Here is a 20,982-nt window from a genome sequence, read left to right as displayed (position 1 = left end):
CTTGACACCCTTCCGCACGGGCCACGACGCTGGGCGATATGACCCCCTCCGCACCCTCTTCGGCCCGCATTCGTATCGGCTCGGCACCCGACTCCTGGGGGGTGTGGTTCCCCGACGACCCGCAGCAGGTTCCCTGGCAGCGCTTCCTCGACGAGGTGGCCGAGGCCGGGTACGCGTGGATCGAGCTCGGCCCGTACGGCTATCTGCCCACCGACCCGGCCCGGCTGACGGACGAGACCCGTGGCCGTGGGCTGACCGTCTCCGCCGGCACCGTCTTCACCGGATTGCACCACGGCCCCGGCGTCTGGGACCGGACCTGGGCCCATGTCTCCGACATCGCCGAGCTGACCCGGGCCATGGGCGCCGAACACCTGGTCGTCATCCCCTCCTTCTGGCGCGACGACAAGACGGGCGAGGTCCTGGAGGACCGCACGCTCACCCCCGCGCAGTGGCGGGAGCTGACCACCCAGACGGAGCGGCTGGGCCGGGAGGTCCGGGAGCGCTACGGGCTCCGCATCGTCGTCCACCCGCACGCGGACACCCACATCGACAGCGAGGAGAACGTCAACCGCTTCCTCGACGCCACCGATCCCTCCCTGGTCTCGCTCTGCCTGGACACCGGGCACTACGCCTACTGCGGCGGCGACAGCGTCAAGCTCATCGAGACGTACGGGGAGCGCATCGGCTACCTCCACCTCAAGCAGGTCGACCCCGAGATCCTGGCGACCGTGGTGGCGGAGGAGGTCCCGTTCGGCCCGGCGGTGGCGCGGGGCGTGATGTGCGAACCGCCCGGCGGTGTCCCCGCCCTGGAACCGGTCCTGGACGCGGCGCGCGCCCTGGACGTCGACCTGTTCGCGATCGTGGAACAGGACATGTACCCGTGCGACCCGGACAAGCCGCTCCCGATCGCGCGCCGCACCCGCGAGTTCCTCCGCTCCTGCGGGACACCCGGCAGGCGCGGCACGTCCGGCACGGCGAACTGAAACCGCCCGGTCAGACCCCCGTACGCCCATCGATGCGCTCGCGGATCAGGTCGGCGTGCCCGCAGTGGCGCGCGTACTCGCCGATCATGTGCGTGTAGATCCAGCGCAGCGTCACCTCCCCGCCCATGAACGGGCTGGTGTCGTCGAGCCTGCGCGCCGCACAGTTCTCCCGGCCCCGGCGGACCTCGGCCTCCCACACCGCCACCGCGTCGTCGTACGTGGCGCCCTCGGCCAGCTCGAACCCACCGTCGTGTCCACCACCTCCGCCCTCGCCTCCGCCCTCGCCTCCGGTCTCGTCTCCGGCCGCGTCGTCCGGGGCGAACAGCGGCGGGACGTCCTCCTGCGCGAGGACCCGCCGGAACCAGGTCCGCTCGACCGCCGCAGCGTGCTGGACCAGCCCGAGCAAGGTCATCGCCGAGGGCGTCGCCGACGCCTCACGGAGCCGCTCCTCGGGCAACCCCGCGCACTTCTGGGCAAGGGTGGCGCGGTAGAAGTCGAGCCAGCTCTCCAGCGAGGCGCGCTCGTCGGCGACCAACGGGGGCATCGAACGTTCGGTAGTGCTCATGGTCATCATCGTGGCATCCGGGTCTGACATCGCCCCGGATCGCGCACCACACCGGCACTCGACCGCCACTGCCGCACCACTGCACCACTGCGCTACTGCGCTACTGCCGGGGCTCCTTGCGGAACAGTGCCGTCCAGAGGAAGGGCTCACCGAAGAGCGGGGATGCGGGCGCCTCGTCACGCATGCGGCGCACCTCGATCTCCGTCAGATCCGAGAAGATGCCGCGCAACTCCTCGGGGGTGTAGGCGAGCCCGCCTCCCAGGTCGCCCTTCCGGTACAGCTCCGCGTCCGGCAGCTCGGAGCCCATGCCGCCCTTCCCCGCCGCGAAGCAGGTGAGCGCGAAATGCCCGCCGGGGGCGAGGCAGCGATCGAGGAGAGCGAGGTAGCTGACACGCCGGTGGGGCGGCAGGTGGTGGAAGCACCCGGAATCATGGATCAGGTCGTACGGGCCCGCCAGCTCCGCCCCTTCCGACGTCAGGACGAAGGCGTCCCCGCAGTGGAACCGGGCCTCACCTCCCGGAACTCCGGCGCGCTCCTCGGCCCAGGCGACCGCCGCCGGGGAGAGGTCGATCCCGTCGACGTCGAAGCCCAGGGAGGCCAGCCGGTGTGTGTTGCGCCCGGCGCCACAGCCCAGGTCGAGTGCGCGGCCCGGAGTGATCAGCCCCCGGTCGACGTACGAGACGAGGTTCTCGTCCGGCTTGTCCACGAAGAAGGGCACCGGCTTCGAGCGGTCCGCGTAGAAGTCGTCCCACCACGAAGCGGCACCGGCGGTCCAGCGGTGTGCTTCGGGTGCGAACAGGTCGTCCAGGAGTGTCATGACGTCGTCCGCCGTGCGGATGTTCCGGTCCATCAGACCCCTTTCTCTGTACGCCAATTTTAGAGGTCGAGGGGGAAGAAAGCCCAGGTCACCGCTGGTTCAACGATCGCGCTGGCGGCACTCGAAGGGTGCGTTGCCAGGCAGGTGGGCACCGCCCCCTCCGCCCCGGCCGCCAGGCCCTCCGCGTGCCTGCCACGGCCCGCCGGAGGGCCTTCCACGGCTGGCCCTGGGCCCCTTTCCGAACGGGTTTCGGGCCGACCGCGGAGGCGTCGTGCGGCTACGCCCCCGTGGTGACCTTCTCCCCCTCCCGGACCGCCTCGGGTATCTCCCCGCCGCCCGTGGGCTCCCCCGGGCCGCCGGGCGCACTCTTCGTACCGGAGCCGGCCGGGGCCGATTCGCCTTCGCTGAGGCCGAACCTCTGGTGGAAGGCTCGCAGCGGTCCGGGCGCCCACCAGGTGGCGTGGCCCGTCAGCTTCATCACGGCGGGGACCAGCAGGCTGCGGACCACCATGGCGTCCATCAGGACGGCGAGCGCGATCCCGAGCCCCAGCATCTTGGTGTTGGTGACCCGCGAGGTGCCTATGGCGACCATCACGACCGCGAGGATCACGGCGGCCGCGGTGATCAGGCCACCGGTGCGGGCCAGTCCGAAGGTGACCGAGCCTTCGTGGTCGCCGGTCCGGTCGTACTCCTCCTTGATGCGGGAGAGCAGGAAGACCCCGTAGTCCATGGAGAGGCCGAAGGCCACGCAGAACATCAGCACGGGCAGGGTCGTCTCGATGTCCCCCGTACTGGTGAAGGCGAGGATCCCGGAGAGGTTCCCGTCCTGGAAGACCCAGACCACCGCGCCGAACATCGCCGTCAGACTGAGGGCGTTGAGCGCGACCGCCTGGATCGGGATGAGCACGCTGCCGGTGAGCAGGAAGACCAGGAGCAGCGTCACCACGACGATGATGCCGATCGCCCAGGGCAGCCGGTCCGCGATGGCGTCCTTGGAGTCGACGAGGACGGCCGCCGTGCCCGTCACCGAGGTGTCGAAGGAGTCGGCGGGTATCGCGCGCAGGTCCCGTACCAGCTGCTGGGCCTGCTCCCCGACCGCCACGCCTTGCGGCAGCACGCTGAAGTACGCGGTCGAGTCCGACGTGACCGGGCCCTCGACCCCCAGCACGCCCGGGACCTTCTCGATCCGGTCCTTGAGGGCTGCGTACGCCGCAGGGGTCCCCTCCCCCTCGACCAGCATCTCCAGGCCGCCGCCGGGGCTGCCGGGGAAGCCGTCCCGGATGTGCTCCTGGACCACCCGGGACTCGGCCCCGGCGGGGAGCTGGCGGTCGTCCGCCGTACCGAACTTGACGCCGAGGAAGGGCAGTCCGAGGAGGACGAGCCCCACCGTGGTGACGATGGCGAAGACGGGCGCCCTGCGCATCACCAGCCCGGCGAAGCGGGCCCACCCCTTGCCGGACTCCTCGGCAGCGGCTTCCGGGGCCGCCGTCCCCTTCCCGCGGCGCAGCAGGCGGCGCAGGTCGAGCGCGTTGACCCGGGGGCCCAGCAGCATGAACGCGGCGGGAAGCAGGATCAGTGCGGCGGCAGCGGCCAGCAGGACCACGGCGATGCCGGCGTAGGCGAAGGAGCGCAGGAAGTACATCGGGAAGACGAGCATCGCCGAGAGGGACACGGCGACGGTCAGCGCGGAGAAGAGCACCGTGCGTCCGGCCGTGCGCAGCGTGGTGCCGACCGCCGCCCGGGTGTCGGCTCCGGCGTCCAGTTCCTCGCGGAAGCGTCGGACGATGAACAGGGCGTAGTCGATGGCCAGTCCGAGGCCGAGGGCCGTGGTGAGGTTCATGGCGAAGACCGAGACATCGGTGAACTCGGTCAGACCGCGCAGCACGGCGTTGGTGCCGAGGATGGCGACGATGCCCACGAGGAGCGGCAGCATGGCGGCGACCGCACTGCCGAAGACCATGACCAGCAGGACGAGCGTCACCGGCAGGGCGATGAGCTCGGCCCGCAGCAGGTCCTCCTGGATGATCTTCTGCATCTCGTGCTGGACGGCGACGGGCCCGCCGACCGAGACCGTCACCGGGCCGCTCTCCCCGGCGAAGGCGGGAGCGATCCGTTCGAGCGTCTTGCTCGCCTCCGTCTCGTCGCCCCCTATCCGGGCCGCGATGAGCGCCTCGCGGCCGTCCTCGGCGCGCAGGGCGGGCGTCCGGGTCTGCCAGTAGGAGGTGACTCCCGATATGCCCTGCTCGGCGGCGAGCCGTTCGGTGAGCCGTGCGGCCTCGGCGGCCACCGCCGGATCGTCGACGGAGGCGGTGCCGCTGTCCACCAGCAGGAGCAGGTTGGGCTGCGAGGCGGGGAACTCCCGCTCCAGCGCCTGAGTCGCGTAGGACGACTCGGCGTCGGGTGCCTGCCAGCCACCGCTGCCCATCCGGTCGGCCACCCCGCTCCCCGCGAACACCGCGAGGGCGGTGATGACCAGGGCGGTCAGCAGGGCGAGCCGGGGCCTGGCGGTGACGAACCGGGTCCAGCCTCCGACAGGCTGCGGAGCGGACGCCCTGGTCGGCCCGGACCGACCGGATGGACCGGACGGACCGGACTGGCCGAACTGACCGGACCGACCGGACGGACCGGATGAATCGGCCCGACCGGTTGGGCCAGGCGGACCGGACGGCCCGGCGGTAGTGGGTGGACCGTTGACTTCGGACATGGTGCGGTGTCCCCTTCACCGAGACCCGGGCGGCACAAGGCAGCATGGGTCAGTCGTTGCCACTTACACTGGCAAACACGAGTAGTCGCTCGCGTTTCATAAGAATGCGAGCGAAGACTCGTGTTTGTCAATCGCATCATGAAAGCTGGGGATTGACCGTGCCGGAGTCCAAAGCCAGGAAGGGCGCCACAGGGGAAGGCGCAGCCAGCAAGCCCCCAGCCGACGGGGCTGCCGACAGGACCGCCGGCGGCCTCACGGAGGCCGCCCGCCCACGCCGCCGCCAGGCTCGCGGCGAAGCCCGTATCGCCCAGCTGCTCCAGGCCGCGGCCCGCGTCTTCTCCGCCAGCGGCTACACCGCGTCCAGCACCAACGCCATCGCCCGCGAAGCCGGCGTCTCGCCGGGCACGCTGTACCAGTTCTTCCCGAACAAGGAGGCCATCGCCGTCGAGCTCGGCGACCAGCTGCTCCACCACTGGGGCGACACCTACGGCGCCGCCTTCACCCCGAGCCACATGGAACTGCCGCTCGACCGGATGCTGGACGCCGTGCTCGACCCGCTGATCGCCTTCAACTGCGAGAACCCGGCGTTCTTCGCCCTGATGCACGGCTCGGAGGTCCCCGGCCGGATCACCGAGGCGCACGACACCGTGCACGCCACCATGCTGACCCGGGTCGAGGAGATCCTGCTCGGCTACCTCCCGGACGCCCCCGCCGACCAGGTCCACCGGGTCGCCGACATGGCCTTCATGGCGTTCAAGGCCGGGCTCGACCTGATCATGGCCCACGAGGGCGAGGAGCGGGACGCCTACATCCGCGAGCTGAAGGCGCTCATGTTCCGCTACCTGGACCCCCTGATCGGCGACGACTCACCCCACCTGGCCCCGCACGCCCGGCAGGGCCGTACACCTCAGGACTGAAACCACCCTTCGGCAGCGCCTGGCGCGCCCTCGCCTCTCCATACCCCCTAGGGGTATAGTGTGGAGTGAGTGAGGCGCCCCGGGCTTCCCTGCGGCCCCTCGCGCCTCATGCGTCCCATGCGCAGGCCGCCAGAACGTGTTGACCGAAGACGTACTGACGATCACTGACGATCACTGACGAACCCTGTGTCCGCCTTGCCGAAGAGGAGAACGCCATGACCGCCGAGACCGAGCCCACCACCCAGTCCACCGGCTCCTGCTGCTCGCCCACCGGTTCCTGCCACGGCGGCTCCGCCGACGTACAGATCGAGTCGACCGACTCGGTCACCACGGTGTACGAGGTGAAGGGCATGACCTGCGGCCACTGCGAGGGCGCCGTGTCGGAGGAGATCTCCACGCTCGGCGGCGTGACGTCCGTGGAGGCCGTCGCCTCCACCGGCCGCGTCACCGTCTCCTCCAAGGCGCCACTGACCGACGACGCCGTACGCGCCGCCGTCGACGAGGCCGGCTATGAGCTCGTCGGCCGGGCCGCCTGAGCGCCGCCGCACCACCTTCCCTCCGTCGGGCCGCGCCCACCGGCAGATACCGGTGAGGTACGGCCCGACCTGCGTCACCCAGGAGCCCTGACACAGCCGGCGCAGCGGCGGCCGGAACCCCGGTCGCGCCCGAGGCCGAGGGCGGACCGGGGCCGGAACCGAGGCCGGCTCGGCGCACGCGCGTAAGCGGGCCGGAGCGGCCTCACGCCGGTTCGTGGAGATCTCAAGGTGACCACTCACACAATCCACCCGTCCAGGCGTACTCTTTCCCCCATCAGGGGCGACCTCCTCCGAACCCTCGGGTACGAGGTCACGGCATCACCCCTGGCTGCAAGTGGCCTGCTCAACCAGGAGATCGCGGGAGCCGCCATGGCGTTTTCGTCCGTGTTCGTCGTCACGAACAGCCATCGGTTGCGTGCCTTCACGTAACTTCCACAAAGAGATTTAGATCACACCGATCACAGGGTAACCATCCGGTGGGTTCGTGAGTCTTAGAGTGCGATGCCAAGGATGTCTTGGGGGACGTCCGTATGGAGTGTCTTGGGGGACGCTCCTGTGGCAAGCGTTGAGCCGGGGCACGTGCACCGGGGAGCTTTGAGCGGCCCTCCCGTGCGTACGTACCCCGGCAGACCGCAGCACAACAACGGGAGCTTCGGCTCCCTGCAGACGCCCGGCCGGATCCCGTGGGGGGAATCCGCTCCGGGATATGGGAAGCGCCCTGACCGTCGACCCGTGGGGGGATCGGCGGCGGGGCGTTTCTCGCGTTCACGACCGTTCAGGGGCCTCGGCTCGGGGCCCGGTTCAGGCCGCGCGGCTCGGGGATCGACTCAGACCCGGCTCAGGGCCGACTCAGGCCCGACTCTGCCGCGGGTTCGGGAAGCTTGGTTCAGAACCGGCGCAGAACCGGCTCAGAGCCGCTCAGGCGGCCCTGCGGGCCCGGTTCCGGCACCCAGGGACCCCAAGGACCGTAACCCCGGCCGCACCCACCCCACAGGGCCTCAGAACGCCGAATCGCCCCGGACACCGCGCTCGGTGCGAAGCGCGGTACGCGGGGCGAAGGCAGTCGGCCGAAGAGGCCGGGCACTACGGGGTGGTGCAAGGGTGGTGCGACGGTGCGAGGCCCTGCTCAGCGGCCCTCGACCAGGTGGTACGAGACGTGGGTCAACGACCCCCGACCAGGCGGTACGAGGTCCTGCTCAGCGGCCCCCGACCAGGTGGTACAGACGCGGGTCAGCGGCCCTCTACGGGGACGAAGTCGCGCAGGACCTCGCCGGTGTAGATCTGGCGCGGGCGGCCGATGCGGGAACCCGGCTCCTTGATCATCTCGTGCCACTGGGCGATCCAGCCCGGAAGGCGGCCGAGCGCGAAGAGCACGGTGAACATCTCGGTCGGGAAGCCCATGGCCCGGTAGATCAGACCGGTGTAGAAGTCCACGTTGGGGTAGAGGTTGCGCGAGACGAAGTAGTCGTCGGAGAGCGCGTGCTCCTCCAGCTTGAGCGCGATGTCGAGCAGCTCGTCGGACTTGCCGAGCGCGGACAGCACGTCGTGGGCGGCGGCCTTGATGATCTTGGCGCGCGGGTCGAACGACTTGTACACCCGGTGGCCGAAGCCCATCAGGCGGACGCCGTCCTCCTTGTTCTTCACCTTGCGGATGAAGGAGTCGACGTCGCCGCCGTTGGCCTGGATGCCTTCCAGCATCTCCAGCACCGACTGGTTGGCGCCACCGTGCAGGGGGCCCCACAGCGCCGAGATGCCGGCGGAGATCGAGGCGAACATGTTCGCCTGCGAGGAACCGACCAGACGCACGGTGGAGGTCGAACAGTTCTGCTCGTGGTCCGCGTGCAGGATGAGCAGCTTGTCCAGCGCCGAGACGACGACCGGGTCCAGCTCGTACTCCTGGGCGGGGACCGAGAAGGTCATGCGCAGGAAGTTCTCGACGTACCCGAGGTCGTTGCGCGGGTAGACGAAGGGGTGCCCGATCGACTTCTTGTACGCGTACGCCGCGATCGTCGGCAGCTTCGCCAGCAGGCGGATCGTCGAGAGGTGGCGCTGCTCCTCGTCGAACGGGTTGTGGCTGTCCTGGTAGAACGTGGACAGCGCGCTGACCACCGAGGACAGCATGGCCATCGGGTGGGCGTCCCGCGGGAAGCCGTCGAAGAACCGCTTGACGTCCTCGTGCAGCAGCGTGTGCTGGGTGATCTCGTTCTTGAAGGCGGCCAGCTCGTCGACCTTCGGAAGGTCGCCGTTGATCAGCGTGTACCCGACCTCGAGGAACGACGAGCGCTCGGCGAGCTGCTCGATCGGGTATCCGCGGTAGCGCAGAATGCCCTGCTCACCGTCGAGGTACGTGACGGCGGATTTATAGGCGGCGGTGTTGCCGTATCCGCTGTCCAGCGTCACCAGGCCGGTATTGGCCCGGAGCTTCCCGATGTCGAAGCCCTTGTCGCCGACGGTGCTGTCGATCACCGGGTAGGTGTACTCGTCATCGCCGTACCGCAGTACTACAGCGTTGTTGGTGTGCTCGCTCACGTCATCCCTCACCGACGTAGTGCCTCTTCTTCGAGGTGCCCTGACTGTCTCCACCCTCCCCCATTCGGCTCAGGAGAGTGCACTCGGGGTCGTCCATTGGACCTACTGACGGCACTGAGTGCCGCCAACTTACTCATCCTGCCCCCTTGACTGCGGTTCCGGAAGACCTCCGTGATGTTTCCCACCGATTTGATCGATCATTTTTGTGCGGGGGTCACGAGAAGTCTTCCCCCGAGCCGCCCCGGAGCCGGAAATCCAGCGCCGTACACCGCCTGCCTGCGGAAACCGTGCGGACGGCCTGGCCGATCGCCTTACGGGACCCGACCAGGACGACGAGCCTCTTGGCCCGCGTCACGGCCGTGTAGAGCAGGTTGCGCTGGAGCATCATCCAGGCGCTGGTGGTGACGGGGATGACGACGGCGGGATACTCGCTGCCCTGGGAGCGGTGGATCGTCATGGCGTAGGCGTGGGCCAGCTCGTCCAGCTCGTCGAAGTCGTAGCCGATCTCCTCGTCCTCGTCGGTGCGGACGGTGAGCTTCTGCTCGTCCACGTCCAGGCCGGTGACGACGCCGACCGTGCCGTTGAAGACGCCGTTCTCACCCTTGTCGTAGTTGTTGCGGATCTGGGTGACCTTGTCGCCGACCCGGAAGACACGACCGCCGAACCGCTTCTCCGGGAGGTCGGGCCGGCCCGGGGTGATGGACTGCTGGAGCAGCCCGTTCAGCTCCCCCGCGCCCGCCGGACCCCGGTGCATCGGGGCGAGGACCTGCACGTCACGGCGCGGGTCGAGACCGAACTTGGCCGGGATACGGCGCGCCGCCACATCCACCGCCAGCTTCCCCGCGTCCGCCGTCTCGTCCTCCACGAAGAGGAAGAAGTCGCTCAGGCCCTCGGTGAGCGGCGGCTGCCCGGCGTTGATCCGGTGGGCGTTCGTCACGACCCCGGACTGCTGGGCCTGCCGGAAGATCCGGGTGAGGCGGACGGCGGGGACCGGACTGCCCTCCGCGAGCAGGTCGCTCAGCACCTCCCCCGCCCCGACCGAGGGCAGTTGGTCGACATCGCCCACGAGGAGGAGGTGGGCACCGGGTGCCACCGCCTTCACGAGCTTGTTGGCGAGGAGCAGGTCGAGCATGGAGGCCTCGTCGACGACGACCAGGTCGGCGTCGAGCGGGCGGTCCCGGTCGTACGCCGCGTCCCCGCCCGGCTTCAGCTCCAGCAGCCGGTGGACGGTGGACGCCTCGGCGCCGGTCAGCTCGGCCAGCCGTTTGGCGGCGCGGCCCGTGGGCGCGGCCAGCACGACCTTCGCCCGCTTGGCCCGTGCCAGCTCGACGATGGACCGTACGGTGAACGACTTCCCGCAGCCGGGCCCGCCGGTCAGGACGGCCACCTTCCGGCTGAGCGCGAGCCGTACGGCCTCCTCCTGCTCGGGTGCGAGAGCCGCCCCCGTACGCGTCGCGAGCCAGGCCAGCGCCTTGTCCCAGTCCACGTCCTGGAAGGCCGCCATCCTGTCCTCCCCGGTCCGCAGCAGCCGCCGCACCTGCCCGGCGAGGGACAGCTCGGCCCGGTGGAAGGGGACGAGGTAGACGGCGGTGATCGGCTCGCCGCCCTCCGGCGACGGCACCTTCTCCCGTACGACGCCCTCCGGATCGGCGGCCAGCTCGGCCAGGCACTCGATGACCAGGCCGGTGTCGACCTGGAGGAGCTTGACCCCGTCCGCGATGAGCCGCTCCTCGGGGAGGTAGCAATGGCCCTGGTCGGAGGACTGGGAGAGGGCGTACTGAAGGCCGGCCTTGACCCGTTCGGGGCTGTCGTGCGGGATGCCGACCGCCTGGGCGATCTTGTCGGCGGTGAGGAAGCCGATGCCCCAGACGTCGGCGGCCAGCCGGTAGGGCTGGTTCCTCACGACGGAGATCGAGGCGTCCTCGTACTTCTTGTAGATGCGGACGGCGATGGAGGTGGAGACGCCGACGCCCTGGAGGAAGACCATGACCTCCTTGATCGCCTTCTGCTCCTCCCACGCGGCCGCGATCATCTTCGTGCGCTTGGGGCCGAGGCCGGGGACCTCGACGAGCCGCTGGGGTTCGTTCTCGATGATGTCGAGGGTGTCGACGCCGAAGTGGGTGGTGATCCGGTCGGCCATCACCGGCCCGATGCCCTTGATCAGCCCGGAGCCGAGATAGCGGCGGATGCCCTGGATGGTGGCGGGCAGGACGGTGGTGTAGTTCTCGACGGTGAACTGCTTGCCGTACTGGGAGTGCGAGCCCCAACGGCCCTCCATCCGCAGCGACTCACCGACCTGCGCGCCGAGCAGCGCGCCGACCACCGTGAGGAGGTCTCCGGCTCCGCGCCCGGTGTCGACGCGGGCGACCGTGTACCCGTTCTCCTCGTTGGCGTACGTGATCCTCTCCAGGACCCCTTCGATGACGGCCATGTTGGACATGACCCGACGCTACCGGGCCCCACTGACAACGCCGTTCGCACCCCGGAAGCGGGGCCCAGGACCCTGTGCCTGGTGCCCGGTGCCTGGTGCCCGGTGCCTGAGGTCTGGGGCCCGGCGCTTGGGGGCCCGGGGCCTGGGGTCTCTCACTCCGTGGGGCCGCCGTCCCGGTACTCGTTCGCGAGCAGGGCGTCCATGGTCGAGCGCAGGTCGCCGATGAAGCCCTCGAACCGCCGGATCTCGTGCGGTGAGTACGCGGCCATCGCCTCGGCCATCCGTTCCGTGTACGGCCCGAAGAACGCCTCGGCGCGCGGCCGGATCTCGGGGCTGCTGCGCAGGGTGACGACCCGGCGGTCGGTGCTCTCGCGGGTGCGGACGATGTGCCCGGCCTGTTCGAGCCGCTTGAGGAGGATGGCGGTGGCGCCGGAGGAGAGCGAGACGCGCTCGCTGAGGCGGGCGGGCGAGAGGGGCGTGCCCTTGTCCTCGGCGTACAGGATCTCCACCAGGGCCATGGCATCGGTGGAGTGCAGCCCGAGCCAGTTCGCGAAGCGGCGGGTGAACTCGGTGTAGTTGGCGCCGAAGGCGCGCAGGCCGTCCATGAGGTGGTCGACGCGGGTCCCGTCGCCGCCACCACCTGCGCCGTTCCTGTCGGCTCCCGTGCCGCCTCGGCCGGCTCCCGCATCAGCTCTGCCGGTTTCCGCCTCAGCGTCGGCCATGGCTCCGCCCCACCTTCTCTCTCCCGCTCTCACACGCTTTGACAACCTACCGCGCCACATTTACCTTTGCCGCAAAGCTAATTACCTTTACGGCAAAGCAACTACGGGGAGTCGAAGCACCATGCCCGAACGCGCCGAACCGACCCGAGCCTCTGAACCTGCCGAAGCCTCAAGACCTCCCGAACACGCCCAGGGCTCAGAACCTGCCGAACGCGCAGAACCTGCCGACCGCTCCGACCCGGCGGAGGCTTCTCCTTCCGTACGTCAGTGGCTCGGCCTCATCGCCGTGGCCCTGGGCGTCGCGCTGATCGTCGTGGACATCACGATCGTCAACGTGATCCTCGCGCCGATCATCGAGGACCTCTCCATCGGCTCGTCCGAGGCGCAGTGGATCCAGGAGTCGTACGCGATCACCTTCGCGGCCCTCCTCCTGGTCACCGGGCGCCTCAGCGACCTCTACGGCGCACGCAGGATCTTCCTGCTGGGGCTCGTCGTGTTCGGCGCGACGAGCCTGCTGGCCGCCCTCGCGCCCAGCGGCGGACTGCTGATCCTGGCCCGGTTCGTCCAGGGCGTCGGCGGGGCGATGATCCTGCCCACCTCGCTGGCCCTCCTGAACGCCACGTTCTCCGGTCGCGCCCGGGGCCAGGCGTTCGCCGTCTGGGGCTCGACCATCGGAGCGGCGGCGGCCGTGGGCCCGCTGATCGGCGGGTGGCTCGCGGACTTCTCCTGGCGCTGGGCCTTCGGCATCAACATCCCGCTGGTCGCCCTGATCGTGGCGGGAGGCCTGCTGTACCTGGACGTGTCGCCGCGCACCCGGGGCCGTATCGACGGGGTCGGAGCCGTACTGTCGGCGGCCGGCCTCGGCCTGCTCGCGTACGCCCTCATCGAGGGCCGCACACACGGCTGGCTGATGACGACGGAGCCGCTGGAGATCGGCGGCCTCTCGTGGAGCGGCGGGCTGTCACCCGTATGTGTCGCCTTCCTCCTCTCCGCCCTGACGCTGGGGGCGTTCTGGCGGCGGCAGGCGGTGCTCGGCCGGTCGGGCGGCGAACCGCTGATGGACGTCGGCCTCTTCCGTATCCGCTCGTTCCGCAACGGCAACTTCGTGACGCTGATGGTCGGGCTCGGCGAGTTCGGCATCATCGCGATGCTGCCGCTCTGGCTCCAGTTCGCGCTCGGCTACAGCGCGTTCCAGGCGGGCCTGGCCCTGGTCGCCCTCGCCGCGGGCAGCTTCGCCGCCTCCGGGGCGAGCTTCCCGATGTCGGCGACGGTCTCGGCCCTCACGCAGGTACGGCTCGGCCTGGTGCTGGAGGCGGCGGGACTGGCGATGCTGGCGCTGATCGCCTCGACGGACAGTGCGTGGTGGCTGATCGCCGTCGCGCTGTTCGTGTACGGAATCGGCGTCGGCTTCGCCACGGCGCAGGTGACCAACATCGTCCTGGTGGACGTCCCGCCCCGCAGCGCCGGGCAGGGCTCGGGCATCCAGAGCGCGGCACGCGAACTCGGCTCGGCGCTGGGCATCGCGCTCCTCACGACCCTCTTCTTCAGCACACTGGCCTCCGGCATGACCGACCGCCTCACGCGGGACGGGGTCGCCGCCGAGGAGGCGGAACGGCTGGGCGGCGTCGTCACGGAGAGCGCCGGTTCGGTGATCGGCGCCTTCGCGGAGGACCCGCGTACGGCCCCGGCGGCGCAGGCGGCGCGCGAGGCGATGGCGGTGGGCGTACAGGTCTCCGGGTACGTCTGCGCGGGGCTGCTGCTCCTGGCGCTGGCGGCGACGCTGTTCATGTCACCGAGGGCGGGGCGGGCAGGGAGCGCGGAGAGGACGGGGAGGGCCCGGTCGGTGGGGAGGGCGGGGAAGGCGGGGAGGACAGGGTAGGCGGGGAGGGCGGAACGGCCTGGTGGCCCGGTGGCCGGTGGGCCGGTGGAGAACTCGTTCGTACGTACCTCTCCCCCGCCCTCATGATGAGCGCATGGCCCTGAACGACACCCTGGCCCGCGTGGACGCGGACCTCGCCGCCGGACGCATACCGGTGGCGAGGCAGCGTCTGCGCGGCCTGGTCTCCTCCTACCCGCACGAACCCGCGCCCCGCCGCCGACTGGCCGACGTCTACCGCCTGTACGGCGACGCGGCGGAGGCCGGCCGCTGGATGTACCTGGAGGAGGACCGCTCACCGGAGGAGACGGCGGCCTTCGAGGAGCGGTACGCCCATGCCGTACGCCGGATGCGGGCCGTGGCCTGGCGGGGTACGGAGTCGGACGCGCCCACGCCGCTCGCCGCCGAACGCCTGACCGCCGTACGGGAAGCCGCCTCGGAGACCCTGGGGCGGCCGGTCACGTGGGACGGCTTGGCCGAGGTGAGGGGCGACGCGCGGGAGAGCGGGCGGCTGGCCGATGCCCTGACGGGCGGCGGGTGCCTGCTGCTCACCCTCGGCTTCCTGGGGATCTGGGTCTATGGGGTGGTCTCGCTGTTCGCCTGAGGCCAAGGGGGCTCGGGGTGAGGGGGTGCGGACTGAGGCGGCGCGGGGTAAGGGGGCTCGGCCTCGGGAAGCTCGGGTTGTGGGAGCGCGGCCTCCAATCGGGAGCCCCGGCTCTCCGCGATCCGATGGACCTGCTCCAGGCACTCGCTCAACCGGCTGGCGAGGAAGTGGAGTTGAGGCGGGGTGACGCCGGGCTCGGCCAGTAGACCGTCGGCGTGCCCGAGCAGCTCGTAGGCCATGTCGAGCTGGATGTCCTCCACCTCGTCAGCCCTCCGCGACACGTAACCGGTGCCGTTCCCGATGACGTAGCAGGGCTTGCCCCCGGTACCCGTCCACGGCAACAGCCGTGCGGTGGAGGCATGCCGCCCGTCGATCACCCTCATGCGACGACCTCGCTTCCACGGCCGGCACGAAGGCTCGGGAATGGCGGCAGCGGCTTCGTGGGCCGGGCGGGGGTGTGGTTCATGGGGCCTACTTTCTCGTCCTTCATCGTGCGGGCGTCGCTTCTTTCCGTAGCGAACTCATCACAGAGTGGGGTCGCGAGTCGCTACGCTTCTAGGGGGTCGGGCATGACAGCACGCTGGTCAGATTGAGGAGTTGGGTGCGTATGAGGGCGAACGAAAGGCCGCGCACGGCACGGCAGAAGTACGGCGAGGAGCTGAAGCTGCGACGTTTGGCCGCCGGGATGACACAGGAGGCGCTGGCCGAGCAGGTGGTCTGCTCGCCGACACTCATCAGCCACTACGAGGCGGGGCGGCGGCTGCCGAGCCCGGACGACGCGCAGCGGATCGACCGGGCGCTGGGGACGGATGGGTTCTTCGCGCGGTGGCTTGAGGACCTGGAGACGAAGTACGACGAAAACTTCGCGGCCGTGGCGGAGTTGGAGCAGCAGGCGGTACTCATCCAGCAGTTCGCGCTGACGCTCGTGCCCGGCCTGTTGCAGACAGACGACTACGCACGGGCCCTGTTCCAGGCGTACCGGCCCAACCACCGCCGGGAGGAGGTTGACCAGGACGTTGTCATTCGAACAGAGCGTGCTCGCATCCTCGACGGCCCGCTGAAGCCGGTGATGTGGACCCTGCTGGACGAGGCGGTACTGCGACGTCGGGTCGGTGGTCCGCAGGTGATGGCCACGCAACTGCGGAAGATCGCGGACATGGCTGAGGTAGGGCGGCTGCGGCTGCACGTGCTGCCGTTCGAGGCGGGGGCTCACTCCCTCCAGCAGAGCCTGCTGACGCTGATGAGCTTCGCGGACTCAGCGCCGGTGGCGTACGTCGAGGGCTTCCAGACGGGCAATCTGATGGATGATCCACGCTTGGTGGCGTCCAGTCGCACGGCCTACGATCTCGCTCTCGGCGATGCGTTGTCGCACCAGGAATCGGTGGCCCGCGTGCGGGCCGCAGCGGAGGAGCACGAACATGGTCAGCAGTAGGCGGAGCATTGCGGACGCGTCCACCCTCACGGGCTGGTTCAAGTCCAGCTACAGCGGCGGGAACCAGGGCGAGTGCCTTGAGGTCGCGGGCGGCCACACCACCGTCCCCGTACGCGACAGCAAGACCCCCACGGGCCCCACGCTGACCTTCTCCAGCCAGGGCTGGTCCCAGTTCGTCGCCGCCGTCAAGCACGACGAGTTCACCGCCTGACATACGGCGGCCCGCCGACGGCTCCGGTGGCGTACGCCGAAGCATCACGGAGGAGCACGAGCATGCACACCACCGAGGCCACCACCACTGACGGCGCAGCCCTGCCCGGGTGGCGCAAGTCCAGCTACAGCGGCGGGGACCAGGGCGAGTGCCTTGAGGTCGCGTACGACTACGCCACCCTTCCCGTACGCGATAGCAAGATTCCCGGCGGGCCCACCCTGACCTTCTCCCGCCAGGGCTGGACCCGCTTCGTCGCCGCCGTCAAGCACGACGAGTTCACCGCCTGACGCACAACGACTCCCCAGCGGCCCCGTCACGGTCATCGACCTGACGGGGCCGTTGTCATGCCTCATTGCCCACCTATTCAAATTTGACTAGAGTTGGGTTATGACCGAGAAGACCATCCCGCTGCTGCCTTGCCGGACGGAACTGATCCAGTCCGTGGTCGACTTCTACACAGCCCTGGGCTTCGAGACGACGCACATGCAGAAGAGCCCGTACGCGTACGCGGTGGTCGAACGGGGAACCGTCGAGATCCAGCTGTACGGCATGAAGGACTACGACCCCAGCACGTCGCATTCGAGCTGCTACGTGCTCACCGAGGACGTCGACGGCCTGCACGCCGCGTTCCGGACGGGCCTCAAGGCGGCGTACGGGCGCATCCCCACGCGCGGGCTGCCGCGCATCGGCCCGCTGAAGGACATGTCGTACGGGGTACGGCAGTTCCTGACGACCGATCCGACCGGCAACACGATCCGGGTGGGCCAGGTGATCAGCGACGACAGCGCCGAGGAGCCCACCACCGCACCGAAGGAGACGTTCGCCCGCGCGTTGCACATGGCGGACCTGTTCGCGGACTCCAAGCAGGACTTCCCGGGGGCCGCCAAGATCATCGACCGGGTGCTGAACCTGGAGGACGAGCAGCCGACTCCGGTTCAGAGGGTGCAACTGCTCGTCCTACGCGGGGACATCGCGCAGCGGCTGGGTGATGCGGAGGGGGCCCGGGGCTGGCTGGAGGAGGCCGAATCGGTTCAACTCGGCGCCGAGGAGCGGGAGACGGCGCATGACGCTCTTGCCCGGTTGAGAGATCTGCGGGGTTGAGCCGGGGGCGGGGGCGGGGTCGGCTGGCTTGACCTCCGAGCTTCGTCGGGGCGGGTGTACCACGGCGTGACCTGCGGCGCTTGGTGGTCCCGGCGCGAGGCATCTACAGGTCAAGCACCGCCCACACCCGCCGGCCGTCCTCCGCCGTGTCCGTCCCGCACGACACCGCGCCCAGCCGAGTGAGTTCCGGCAGGACCGTGTGATCTGCGACGGTACGCACTGGCCGGTGCGACAGAGCCACTAGCAGCGCCTGCCGTCCCTGGTCAGCGAGGTGAACGGACACTCGACGGCCGCCGTCCGCGACCGCAGTCCGCACCAACAGCTCCGTCAACTCCGTCGCGACCCGGTCCGCTTCTCGGTAGCCCCACTCGTGCAGCCGGGCGATCACATGGCCCGACGCCTTCGCCGGTGACCAAGAGGCGGACTCCATAAGCCAGTTCGCGGACCGCCGGTTCCGAACCAGCATCCGGGCACGTGCCGTACCCACAAGGCGCGTCTCCGGGCGCGGCGGGGAGGCCGGACGCTTCGGCGGGGGCGGGGTCTTCGGCGGATAGTCCGGGGTGTGATCCGACATGGTGGCTCCCAGGATCGGCGCGGACGCCCATCGTATGACCGGGTGTTGAGGCTCATGACTGGATGGTCCGTTCATCACCCGTACGACATGACGCGGCGTCGTCCCGGGGCCTGGTGAGTGAGAGGCGAGGATCATCAACCGACCGACCCGACACACTGCGAGGCACATGCGCTTGGCTCCGTGACACCTTGCGGGAGCCGACGCGGGCGGCTCACTCGGCACGGCGGGCTTGTGTCGGCCCTGGCGGTTTTCGCTCTGTCACTATGTAGGAGTGAGCTATGCAGCCATGAGTCAAGGAATGGCAATGCCCCCATAAACCTGCAGGTCAGGAAGAGTGGTCCCCGCGCAGGCGGGGGTGTTCCGTCCGGGCGCTCGCCCCGGAGCTGGAGGACCTGGTGGTCCCCGCGCAGGCGGGGGTGTTCCGAGCTGGTTCAGGCACTCATCGTTGCTCAGCTGGTGGTCCCCGCGCAGGCGGGGGTGTTCCGCAGCCCCGCACGTCGGCGCACTCCAGGCTCAGGGGGTCCCCGCGCAGGCGGGGGTGTTCCGGCGACCGGCTCGACCAAGGTCGACGCCATGTTGTGGTCCCCGCGGAGGCGGGGGTGTTCCGCCCGCGCCCGAGCCGTTCCCGTGGTCCCCGCGCAGCAGGCATGTTCCGGTGCGCTCGGCCGCGATGCCGTTCACGGCTGCGTGATTCCCTGTCTGCGGGGGGGTGGGCCGCCCTGGGCAGCCATACGGCATCCCCCGCCCCGGTGCGTGGTCAGGCCGCGAGTCGGGTGCCGCGGCGCCAGATGGCTCGGGTGTTGAGGGTGTCGGAGATCGTGGTGGTGGGGTCGCCGTCGACCAGGAGCAGGTCGGCGCGCAGGCCTGGTGCGATGCGGCCGCGGTCCGTCAGGGCGAAGCGTCGGGCCGGGGTGGCGGTGGCCGTGCGGAGTGCCTGCAAGGGAGTGAGGCCGGCCTGGACGAGGTACTGGAGTTCGTGGTGGACGCTGGCGCCGTGGGCCATGCCGCCCAGGAAGGGCAGTGCCATGGACACATCCGTACCGCACAGGACGTCGACTCCGGCGTCGTGCAGGGCCTTGACGGAGCCCAGGACGTGGTCGAGCCTGCCCTGCGGGTAGTGGTTGAAGCTGCTGCGCAGGGTGGCGGTCCAGTCCTGGTCCAGGCGTGAGGCCACGCGGGGGTCGTCGGCCAGGGCTGCTCCGGTGATGCCCATCATGGAGGCGTTCAGGACCACGCAGGGAACGACGAAGGCCCCGGAGTTCTTGATCATGGAGATGATCTCGTCGGTGTGCGGCTGGTCCATGAACAGGTGGGCCAGGCCGTCGATACCGGCCTCGATCGCCATCCGGGTCGCGTCGACGGTCAGGGCGTGGGCCACGGTGAGCATGCCGTGGCGGTGCGCCTCGGCGACACCTGCGTTCAAGGTGGCCTGGTCGAGCATGGGCAGGCCCGGGTGCCCCTCGATGCTGCCGTCGTCGACCATGAACTTGATGTAGTCCGAACCGCGCTCGACCAGCTGGGGGACGAAGGCGACGGCTTCCTCCGGGGTGGTGCTCAGGGGCTTGAAGGGCGGCCCGGCGGGCGCGCCGGAGCCCGGCCTTCCACCCTTGCCGGGCAGGGGGCCGGGGCGGAAACCCTCGGGCATCAGCTCGTCGGGGTGGCCACCGGGCGGGGTGATGCCGAACCCCGCCGAGCGCACGTCGGCCAGGCTGTCGTTCTCGCTGATGTGCGCGCGATTGTCGCGGGTGTTCATGCCCTGCATCTCCAGCTCGGTCGTCACCCCGAATCGCAGCGCCAGCGCCAGGGAGTCCGCACTGGTGTGCACATGGGCATCGAACAGCCCAGGCAAGACCGTGCCACCACCGGCGTCGACCACCTCAGCGCTTTCGGGGATCTCGCCGCCGACGGAGACGATCCGTGGTCCGTCGATCACGACGGTGGTCTCCTCCAGCACCTGATCTCCGTCGAAGACCTGTGCGTCGATGATGGCGGTGATGGTCATGGTCGCGTTCCTTTGTTTCGTCGGCGTCTGCCACCGGTGATCCCGCCACCGGGCATCCAGGAAATTCATATGCAGTACAGCATACATATGACTGATGGCATGCGCATGTGTGACGAGGCGGGTTTCGCTTATCGTGGTGACCATGACCTCAGACGGCGGAGAAGAGAGCACGGAGACGCTGCTGGACGGCATCGGCCCCTCGTTCTCGCGACTGCGCCCGCATGCACCGGCCGGCCGCAAGGACATCTCCCGCAACCTCGTTCTCAACATCGTGGCTGACACTCCCGGCGAAATAACGGTGGGAGCGGTGGCCGAGGAGCTCAAGGCCGACCCGTCCGTCGCCAGTCGCATGGTCTCGGACTGCATCGCCGCGGGGTATCTGCTGCGCGCGGCGTCCCAGGCCGACGGGCGGCGCACCGTCCTGCACGTCACACCCGAAGGTCAGGCCCTGCGGAAACAGTTCGCGCGGAGCCAGCGCGATGCCTTCGAACGCGTCACCGCCGACTGGCCCGACTCCGAACGACTCCAGTTCGCCCGGCTGCTGCACAAGTACGTGGAAGCCAGTGCCGCATTCCGCAAGCGACAGGCGCTGTAATCCCGTCCGGTCTGCGCCCCTTGCAACGCACTGTGCTTCGCAACGCACTCTGCTTCAGGTGGACGGAGTCAGCTTCTTCGCCGTGCTGCAGTGATCGGTCCGCGTGTGGCGCCACAGCTGGACGACCGTCAGCGCGAACAGGGCCGTGAACGCCACGAGGATGACCGCCACGATCTCCGTCTGCCGACCACCCACATGGCGGTCCGCCTGGAGGACCAGCCCCAGCAGGGAGAGCGCCATTCCGCCGAGGTACACCGACCGGACGCGCCGCAGCTGACGTACAGCGCGAGGGGCGAGAGCTACACGCTTCATGAGGGCCATGTGCGCCGGATACCCCGGCGTCGGCCGCCCAGTCACCGTGGTGGCCGCAGTTGCCCGGAGGC

19 protein-coding genes, 1 pseudogene and 1 CRISPR repeat array are annotated in these 20,982 nt (G+C 69.7%); of the genes and pseudogenes, 11 read left to right on the top strand and 9 right to left on the bottom strand.

The window, feature by feature from the left end; genetic code table 11:
- Window positions 1-38 precede the first annotated feature (38 nt).
- Window positions 39-983: a sugar phosphate isomerase/epimerase gene (locus AB0917_RS00220; protein WP_366817157.1), complete on the top strand. Its 945-nt coding sequence runs from the start codon at window positions 39-41 to the stop codon at window positions 981-983.
- A gap of 10 nt (window positions 984-993) precedes the next feature.
- Here the strand turns inward: AB0917_RS00220 and AB0917_RS00215 are convergent, their stop codons facing one another.
- From AB0917_RS00215 to AB0917_RS00205, 3 genes are all read right to left on the bottom strand, one after another.
- Window positions 994-1,548 carry a DinB family protein gene (locus AB0917_RS00215; RefSeq protein ID WP_366817156.1) on the bottom strand — a complete coding sequence of 185 codons (555 nt, stop codon included), beginning with the start codon at window positions 1,546-1,548 and terminating at the stop codon, window positions 994-996.
- 100 nt (window positions 1,549-1,648) lie between these two features.
- Window positions 1,649-2,398, bottom strand: a complete 750-nt coding sequence (locus AB0917_RS00210) for a class I SAM-dependent methyltransferase (RefSeq protein ID WP_366817154.1) — start codon at window positions 2,396-2,398, stop codon at window positions 1,649-1,651.
- A gap of 244 nt (window positions 2,399-2,642) precedes the next feature.
- On the bottom strand, window positions 2,643-5,069 hold the full coding sequence (locus tag AB0917_RS00205) for an MMPL family transporter (protein WP_366817153.1): 2,427 nt from the start codon (window positions 5,067-5,069) through the stop codon (window positions 2,643-2,645).
- A 158-nt stretch (window positions 5,070-5,227) separates the two neighbouring features.
- On the opposite strand from AB0917_RS00205, the gene AB0917_RS00200 reads away from it, so the two are divergent.
- From AB0917_RS00200 to AB0917_RS00190, 3 genes and pseudogenes are all read left to right on the top strand, one after another.
- Entirely contained in the window at window positions 5,228-5,986 is a 759-nt protein-coding gene (locus tag AB0917_RS00200) for a TetR/AcrR family transcriptional regulator (protein WP_366817152.1), read from the top strand.
- 215 nt (window positions 5,987-6,201) lie between these two features.
- Window positions 6,202-6,522: a heavy-metal-associated domain-containing protein gene (locus AB0917_RS00195; protein ID WP_366817151.1), complete on the top strand. Its 321-nt coding sequence runs from the start codon at window positions 6,202-6,204 to the stop codon at window positions 6,520-6,522.
- Between the two features lie 195 nt (window positions 6,523-6,717).
- Window positions 6,718-6,951, top strand: a pseudogene (locus AB0917_RS00190) (haloacid dehalogenase); the annotation flags it as partial.
- Between the two features lie 801 nt (window positions 6,952-7,752).
- Here AB0917_RS00190 and AB0917_RS00185 read toward each other — a convergent pair.
- From AB0917_RS00185 to AB0917_RS00175, 3 genes are all read right to left on the bottom strand, one after another.
- Entirely contained in the window at window positions 7,753-9,051 is a 1,299-nt protein-coding gene (locus AB0917_RS00185; RefSeq protein ID WP_366817150.1) for a citrate synthase, read from the bottom strand.
- Between the two features lie 214 nt (window positions 9,052-9,265).
- The gene (locus AB0917_RS00180) at window positions 9,266-11,491 is read right to left on the bottom strand and encodes an ATP-dependent RecD-like DNA helicase (RefSeq protein WP_366817149.1); all 2,226 of its coding nucleotides are present in this window, start codon (window positions 11,489-11,491) and stop codon (window positions 9,266-9,268) included.
- Window positions 11,492-11,634: 143 nt separating this feature from the next.
- A complete protein-coding gene (locus tag AB0917_RS00175) occupies window positions 11,635-12,087 on the bottom strand; it encodes a MarR family transcriptional regulator (RefSeq protein WP_366817266.1) in 453 nt (150 codons plus the stop codon).
- A 403-nt stretch (window positions 12,088-12,490) separates the two neighbouring features.
- Between AB0917_RS00175 and AB0917_RS00170 the strand changes: the two genes are divergently transcribed.
- Both AB0917_RS00170 and AB0917_RS00165 read left to right on the top strand, forming a co-directional pair.
- A complete protein-coding gene (locus AB0917_RS00170) occupies window positions 12,491-14,083 on the top strand; it encodes an MFS transporter (protein ID WP_366817148.1) in 1,593 nt (530 codons plus the stop codon).
- Between the two features lie 94 nt (window positions 14,084-14,177).
- The gene (locus AB0917_RS00165; RefSeq protein WP_366817147.1) at window positions 14,178-14,684 is read left to right on the top strand and encodes a DUF6584 family protein; all 507 of its coding nucleotides are present in this window, start codon (window positions 14,178-14,180) and stop codon (window positions 14,682-14,684) included.
- Here the strand turns inward: AB0917_RS00165 and AB0917_RS00160 are convergent.
- Complete coding sequence (locus AB0917_RS00160) at window positions 14,657-15,067, bottom strand: hypothetical protein (protein ID WP_366817146.1); 411 nt, start codon at window positions 15,065-15,067, stop codon at window positions 14,657-14,659. The genes AB0917_RS00165 and AB0917_RS00160 overlap by 28 nt on opposite strands.
- Before the next feature lie 224 nt (window positions 15,068-15,291).
- On the opposite strand from AB0917_RS00160, the gene AB0917_RS00155 reads away from it, so the two are divergent.
- From AB0917_RS00155 to AB0917_RS00140, 4 genes are all read left to right on the top strand, one after another.
- Window positions 15,292-16,116, top strand: coding sequence for a helix-turn-helix transcriptional regulator (locus AB0917_RS00155; RefSeq protein WP_366817145.1), 825 nt, complete (start codon window positions 15,292-15,294; stop codon window positions 16,114-16,116).
- Complete coding sequence (locus AB0917_RS00150) at window positions 16,103-16,327, top strand: DUF397 domain-containing protein (RefSeq protein WP_366817144.1); 225 nt, start codon at window positions 16,103-16,105, stop codon at window positions 16,325-16,327. Before AB0917_RS00155 ends, AB0917_RS00150 begins: the two co-directional genes overlap by 14 nt.
- A gap of 62 nt (window positions 16,328-16,389) precedes the next feature.
- Entirely contained in the window at window positions 16,390-16,614 is a 225-nt protein-coding gene (locus tag AB0917_RS00145) for a DUF397 domain-containing protein (protein WP_366817143.1), read from the top strand.
- Window positions 16,615-16,714: 100 nt separating this feature from the next.
- Complete coding sequence (locus AB0917_RS00140; RefSeq protein ID WP_366817142.1) at window positions 16,715-17,428, top strand: VOC family protein; 714 nt, start codon at window positions 16,715-16,717, stop codon at window positions 17,426-17,428.
- A gap of 908 nt (window positions 17,429-18,336) precedes the next feature.
- Window positions 18,337-18,658: a CRISPR direct-repeat array (repeat unit 29 nt; unit sequence GTGGTCCCCGCGCAGGCGGGGGTGTTCCG).
- A gap of 101 nt (window positions 18,659-18,759) precedes the next feature.
- Here AB0917_RS00140 and AB0917_RS00135 read toward each other — a convergent pair.
- Window positions 18,760-20,004 (bottom strand): amidohydrolase family protein, encoded by a 1,245-nt coding sequence (locus tag AB0917_RS00135; RefSeq protein ID WP_366817141.1) that lies wholly within the window; start codon window positions 20,002-20,004, stop codon window positions 18,760-18,762.
- A gap of 142 nt (window positions 20,005-20,146) precedes the next feature.
- Between AB0917_RS00135 and AB0917_RS00130 the strand changes: the two genes are divergently transcribed.
- The gene (locus AB0917_RS00130) at window positions 20,147-20,599 is read left to right on the top strand and encodes a MarR family winged helix-turn-helix transcriptional regulator (RefSeq protein ID WP_366817140.1); all 453 of its coding nucleotides are present in this window, start codon (window positions 20,147-20,149) and stop codon (window positions 20,597-20,599) included.
- Window positions 20,600-20,653: 54 nt separating this feature from the next.
- On the opposite strand, the gene AB0917_RS00125 is transcribed toward AB0917_RS00130, so the two are convergent.
- The gene (locus AB0917_RS00125; RefSeq protein WP_366817139.1) at window positions 20,654-20,920 is read right to left on the bottom strand and encodes a hypothetical protein; all 267 of its coding nucleotides are present in this window, start codon (window positions 20,918-20,920) and stop codon (window positions 20,654-20,656) included.
- Between the last annotated feature and the right edge of the window lie 62 nt (window positions 20,921-20,982).

The organism is Streptomyces sp. NPDC007346, from assembly GCF_040703535.1.
Classification (GTDB): Bacteria; Actinomycetota; Actinomycetes; order Streptomycetales; family Streptomycetaceae; genus Streptomyces.
This window is presented reverse-complemented; position numbering and strand designations above follow the sequence as displayed.

Coding starts and splice junctions, on each gene's coding strand:
- AB0917_RS00220 (WP_366817157.1), top strand. CDS start 39: ATGACCCCCTCCGCACCCTCTTCGGCCCGCATTCGTATCGGCTCGGCA.
- AB0917_RS00215 (WP_366817156.1), bottom strand. CDS start 1,548: ATGAGCACTACCGAACGTTCGATGCCCCCGTTGGTCGCCGACGAGCGC.
- AB0917_RS00210 (WP_366817154.1), bottom strand. CDS start 2,398: ATGGACCGGAACATCCGCACGGCGGACGACGTCATGACACTCCTGGAC.
- AB0917_RS00205 (WP_366817153.1), bottom strand. CDS start 5,069: ATGTCCGAAGTCAACGGTCCACCCACTACCGCCGGGCCGTCCGGTCCG.
- AB0917_RS00195 (WP_366817151.1), top strand. CDS start 6,202: ATGACCGCCGAGACCGAGCCCACCACCCAGTCCACCGGCTCCTGCTGC.
- AB0917_RS00180 (WP_366817149.1), bottom strand. CDS start 11,491: ATGTCCAACATGGCCGTCATCGAAGGGGTCCTGGAGAGGATCACGTAC.
- AB0917_RS00175 (WP_366817266.1), bottom strand. CDS start 12,087: ATGGACGGCCTGCGCGCCTTCGGCGCCAACTACACCGAGTTCACCCGC.
- AB0917_RS00165 (WP_366817147.1), top strand. CDS start 14,178: ATGGCCCTGAACGACACCCTGGCCCGCGTGGACGCGGACCTCGCCGCC.
- AB0917_RS00160 (WP_366817146.1), bottom strand. CDS start 15,067: ATGAGGGTGATCGACGGGCGGCATGCCTCCACCGCACGGCTGTTGCCG.
- AB0917_RS00155 (WP_366817145.1), top strand. CDS start 15,292: ATGAGGGCGAACGAAAGGCCGCGCACGGCACGGCAGAAGTACGGCGAG.
- AB0917_RS00150 (WP_366817144.1), top strand. CDS start 16,103: ATGGTCAGCAGTAGGCGGAGCATTGCGGACGCGTCCACCCTCACGGGC.
- AB0917_RS00145 (WP_366817143.1), top strand. CDS start 16,390: ATGCACACCACCGAGGCCACCACCACTGACGGCGCAGCCCTGCCCGGG.
- AB0917_RS00140 (WP_366817142.1), top strand. CDS start 16,715: ATGACCGAGAAGACCATCCCGCTGCTGCCTTGCCGGACGGAACTGATC.
- AB0917_RS00135 (WP_366817141.1), bottom strand. CDS start 20,004: ATGACCATCACCGCCATCATCGACGCACAGGTCTTCGACGGAGATCAG.
- AB0917_RS00130 (WP_366817140.1), top strand. CDS start 20,147: ATGACCTCAGACGGCGGAGAAGAGAGCACGGAGACGCTGCTGGACGGC.
- AB0917_RS00125 (WP_366817139.1), bottom strand. CDS start 20,920: ATGGCCCTCATGAAGCGTGTAGCTCTCGCCCCTCGCGCTGTACGTCAG.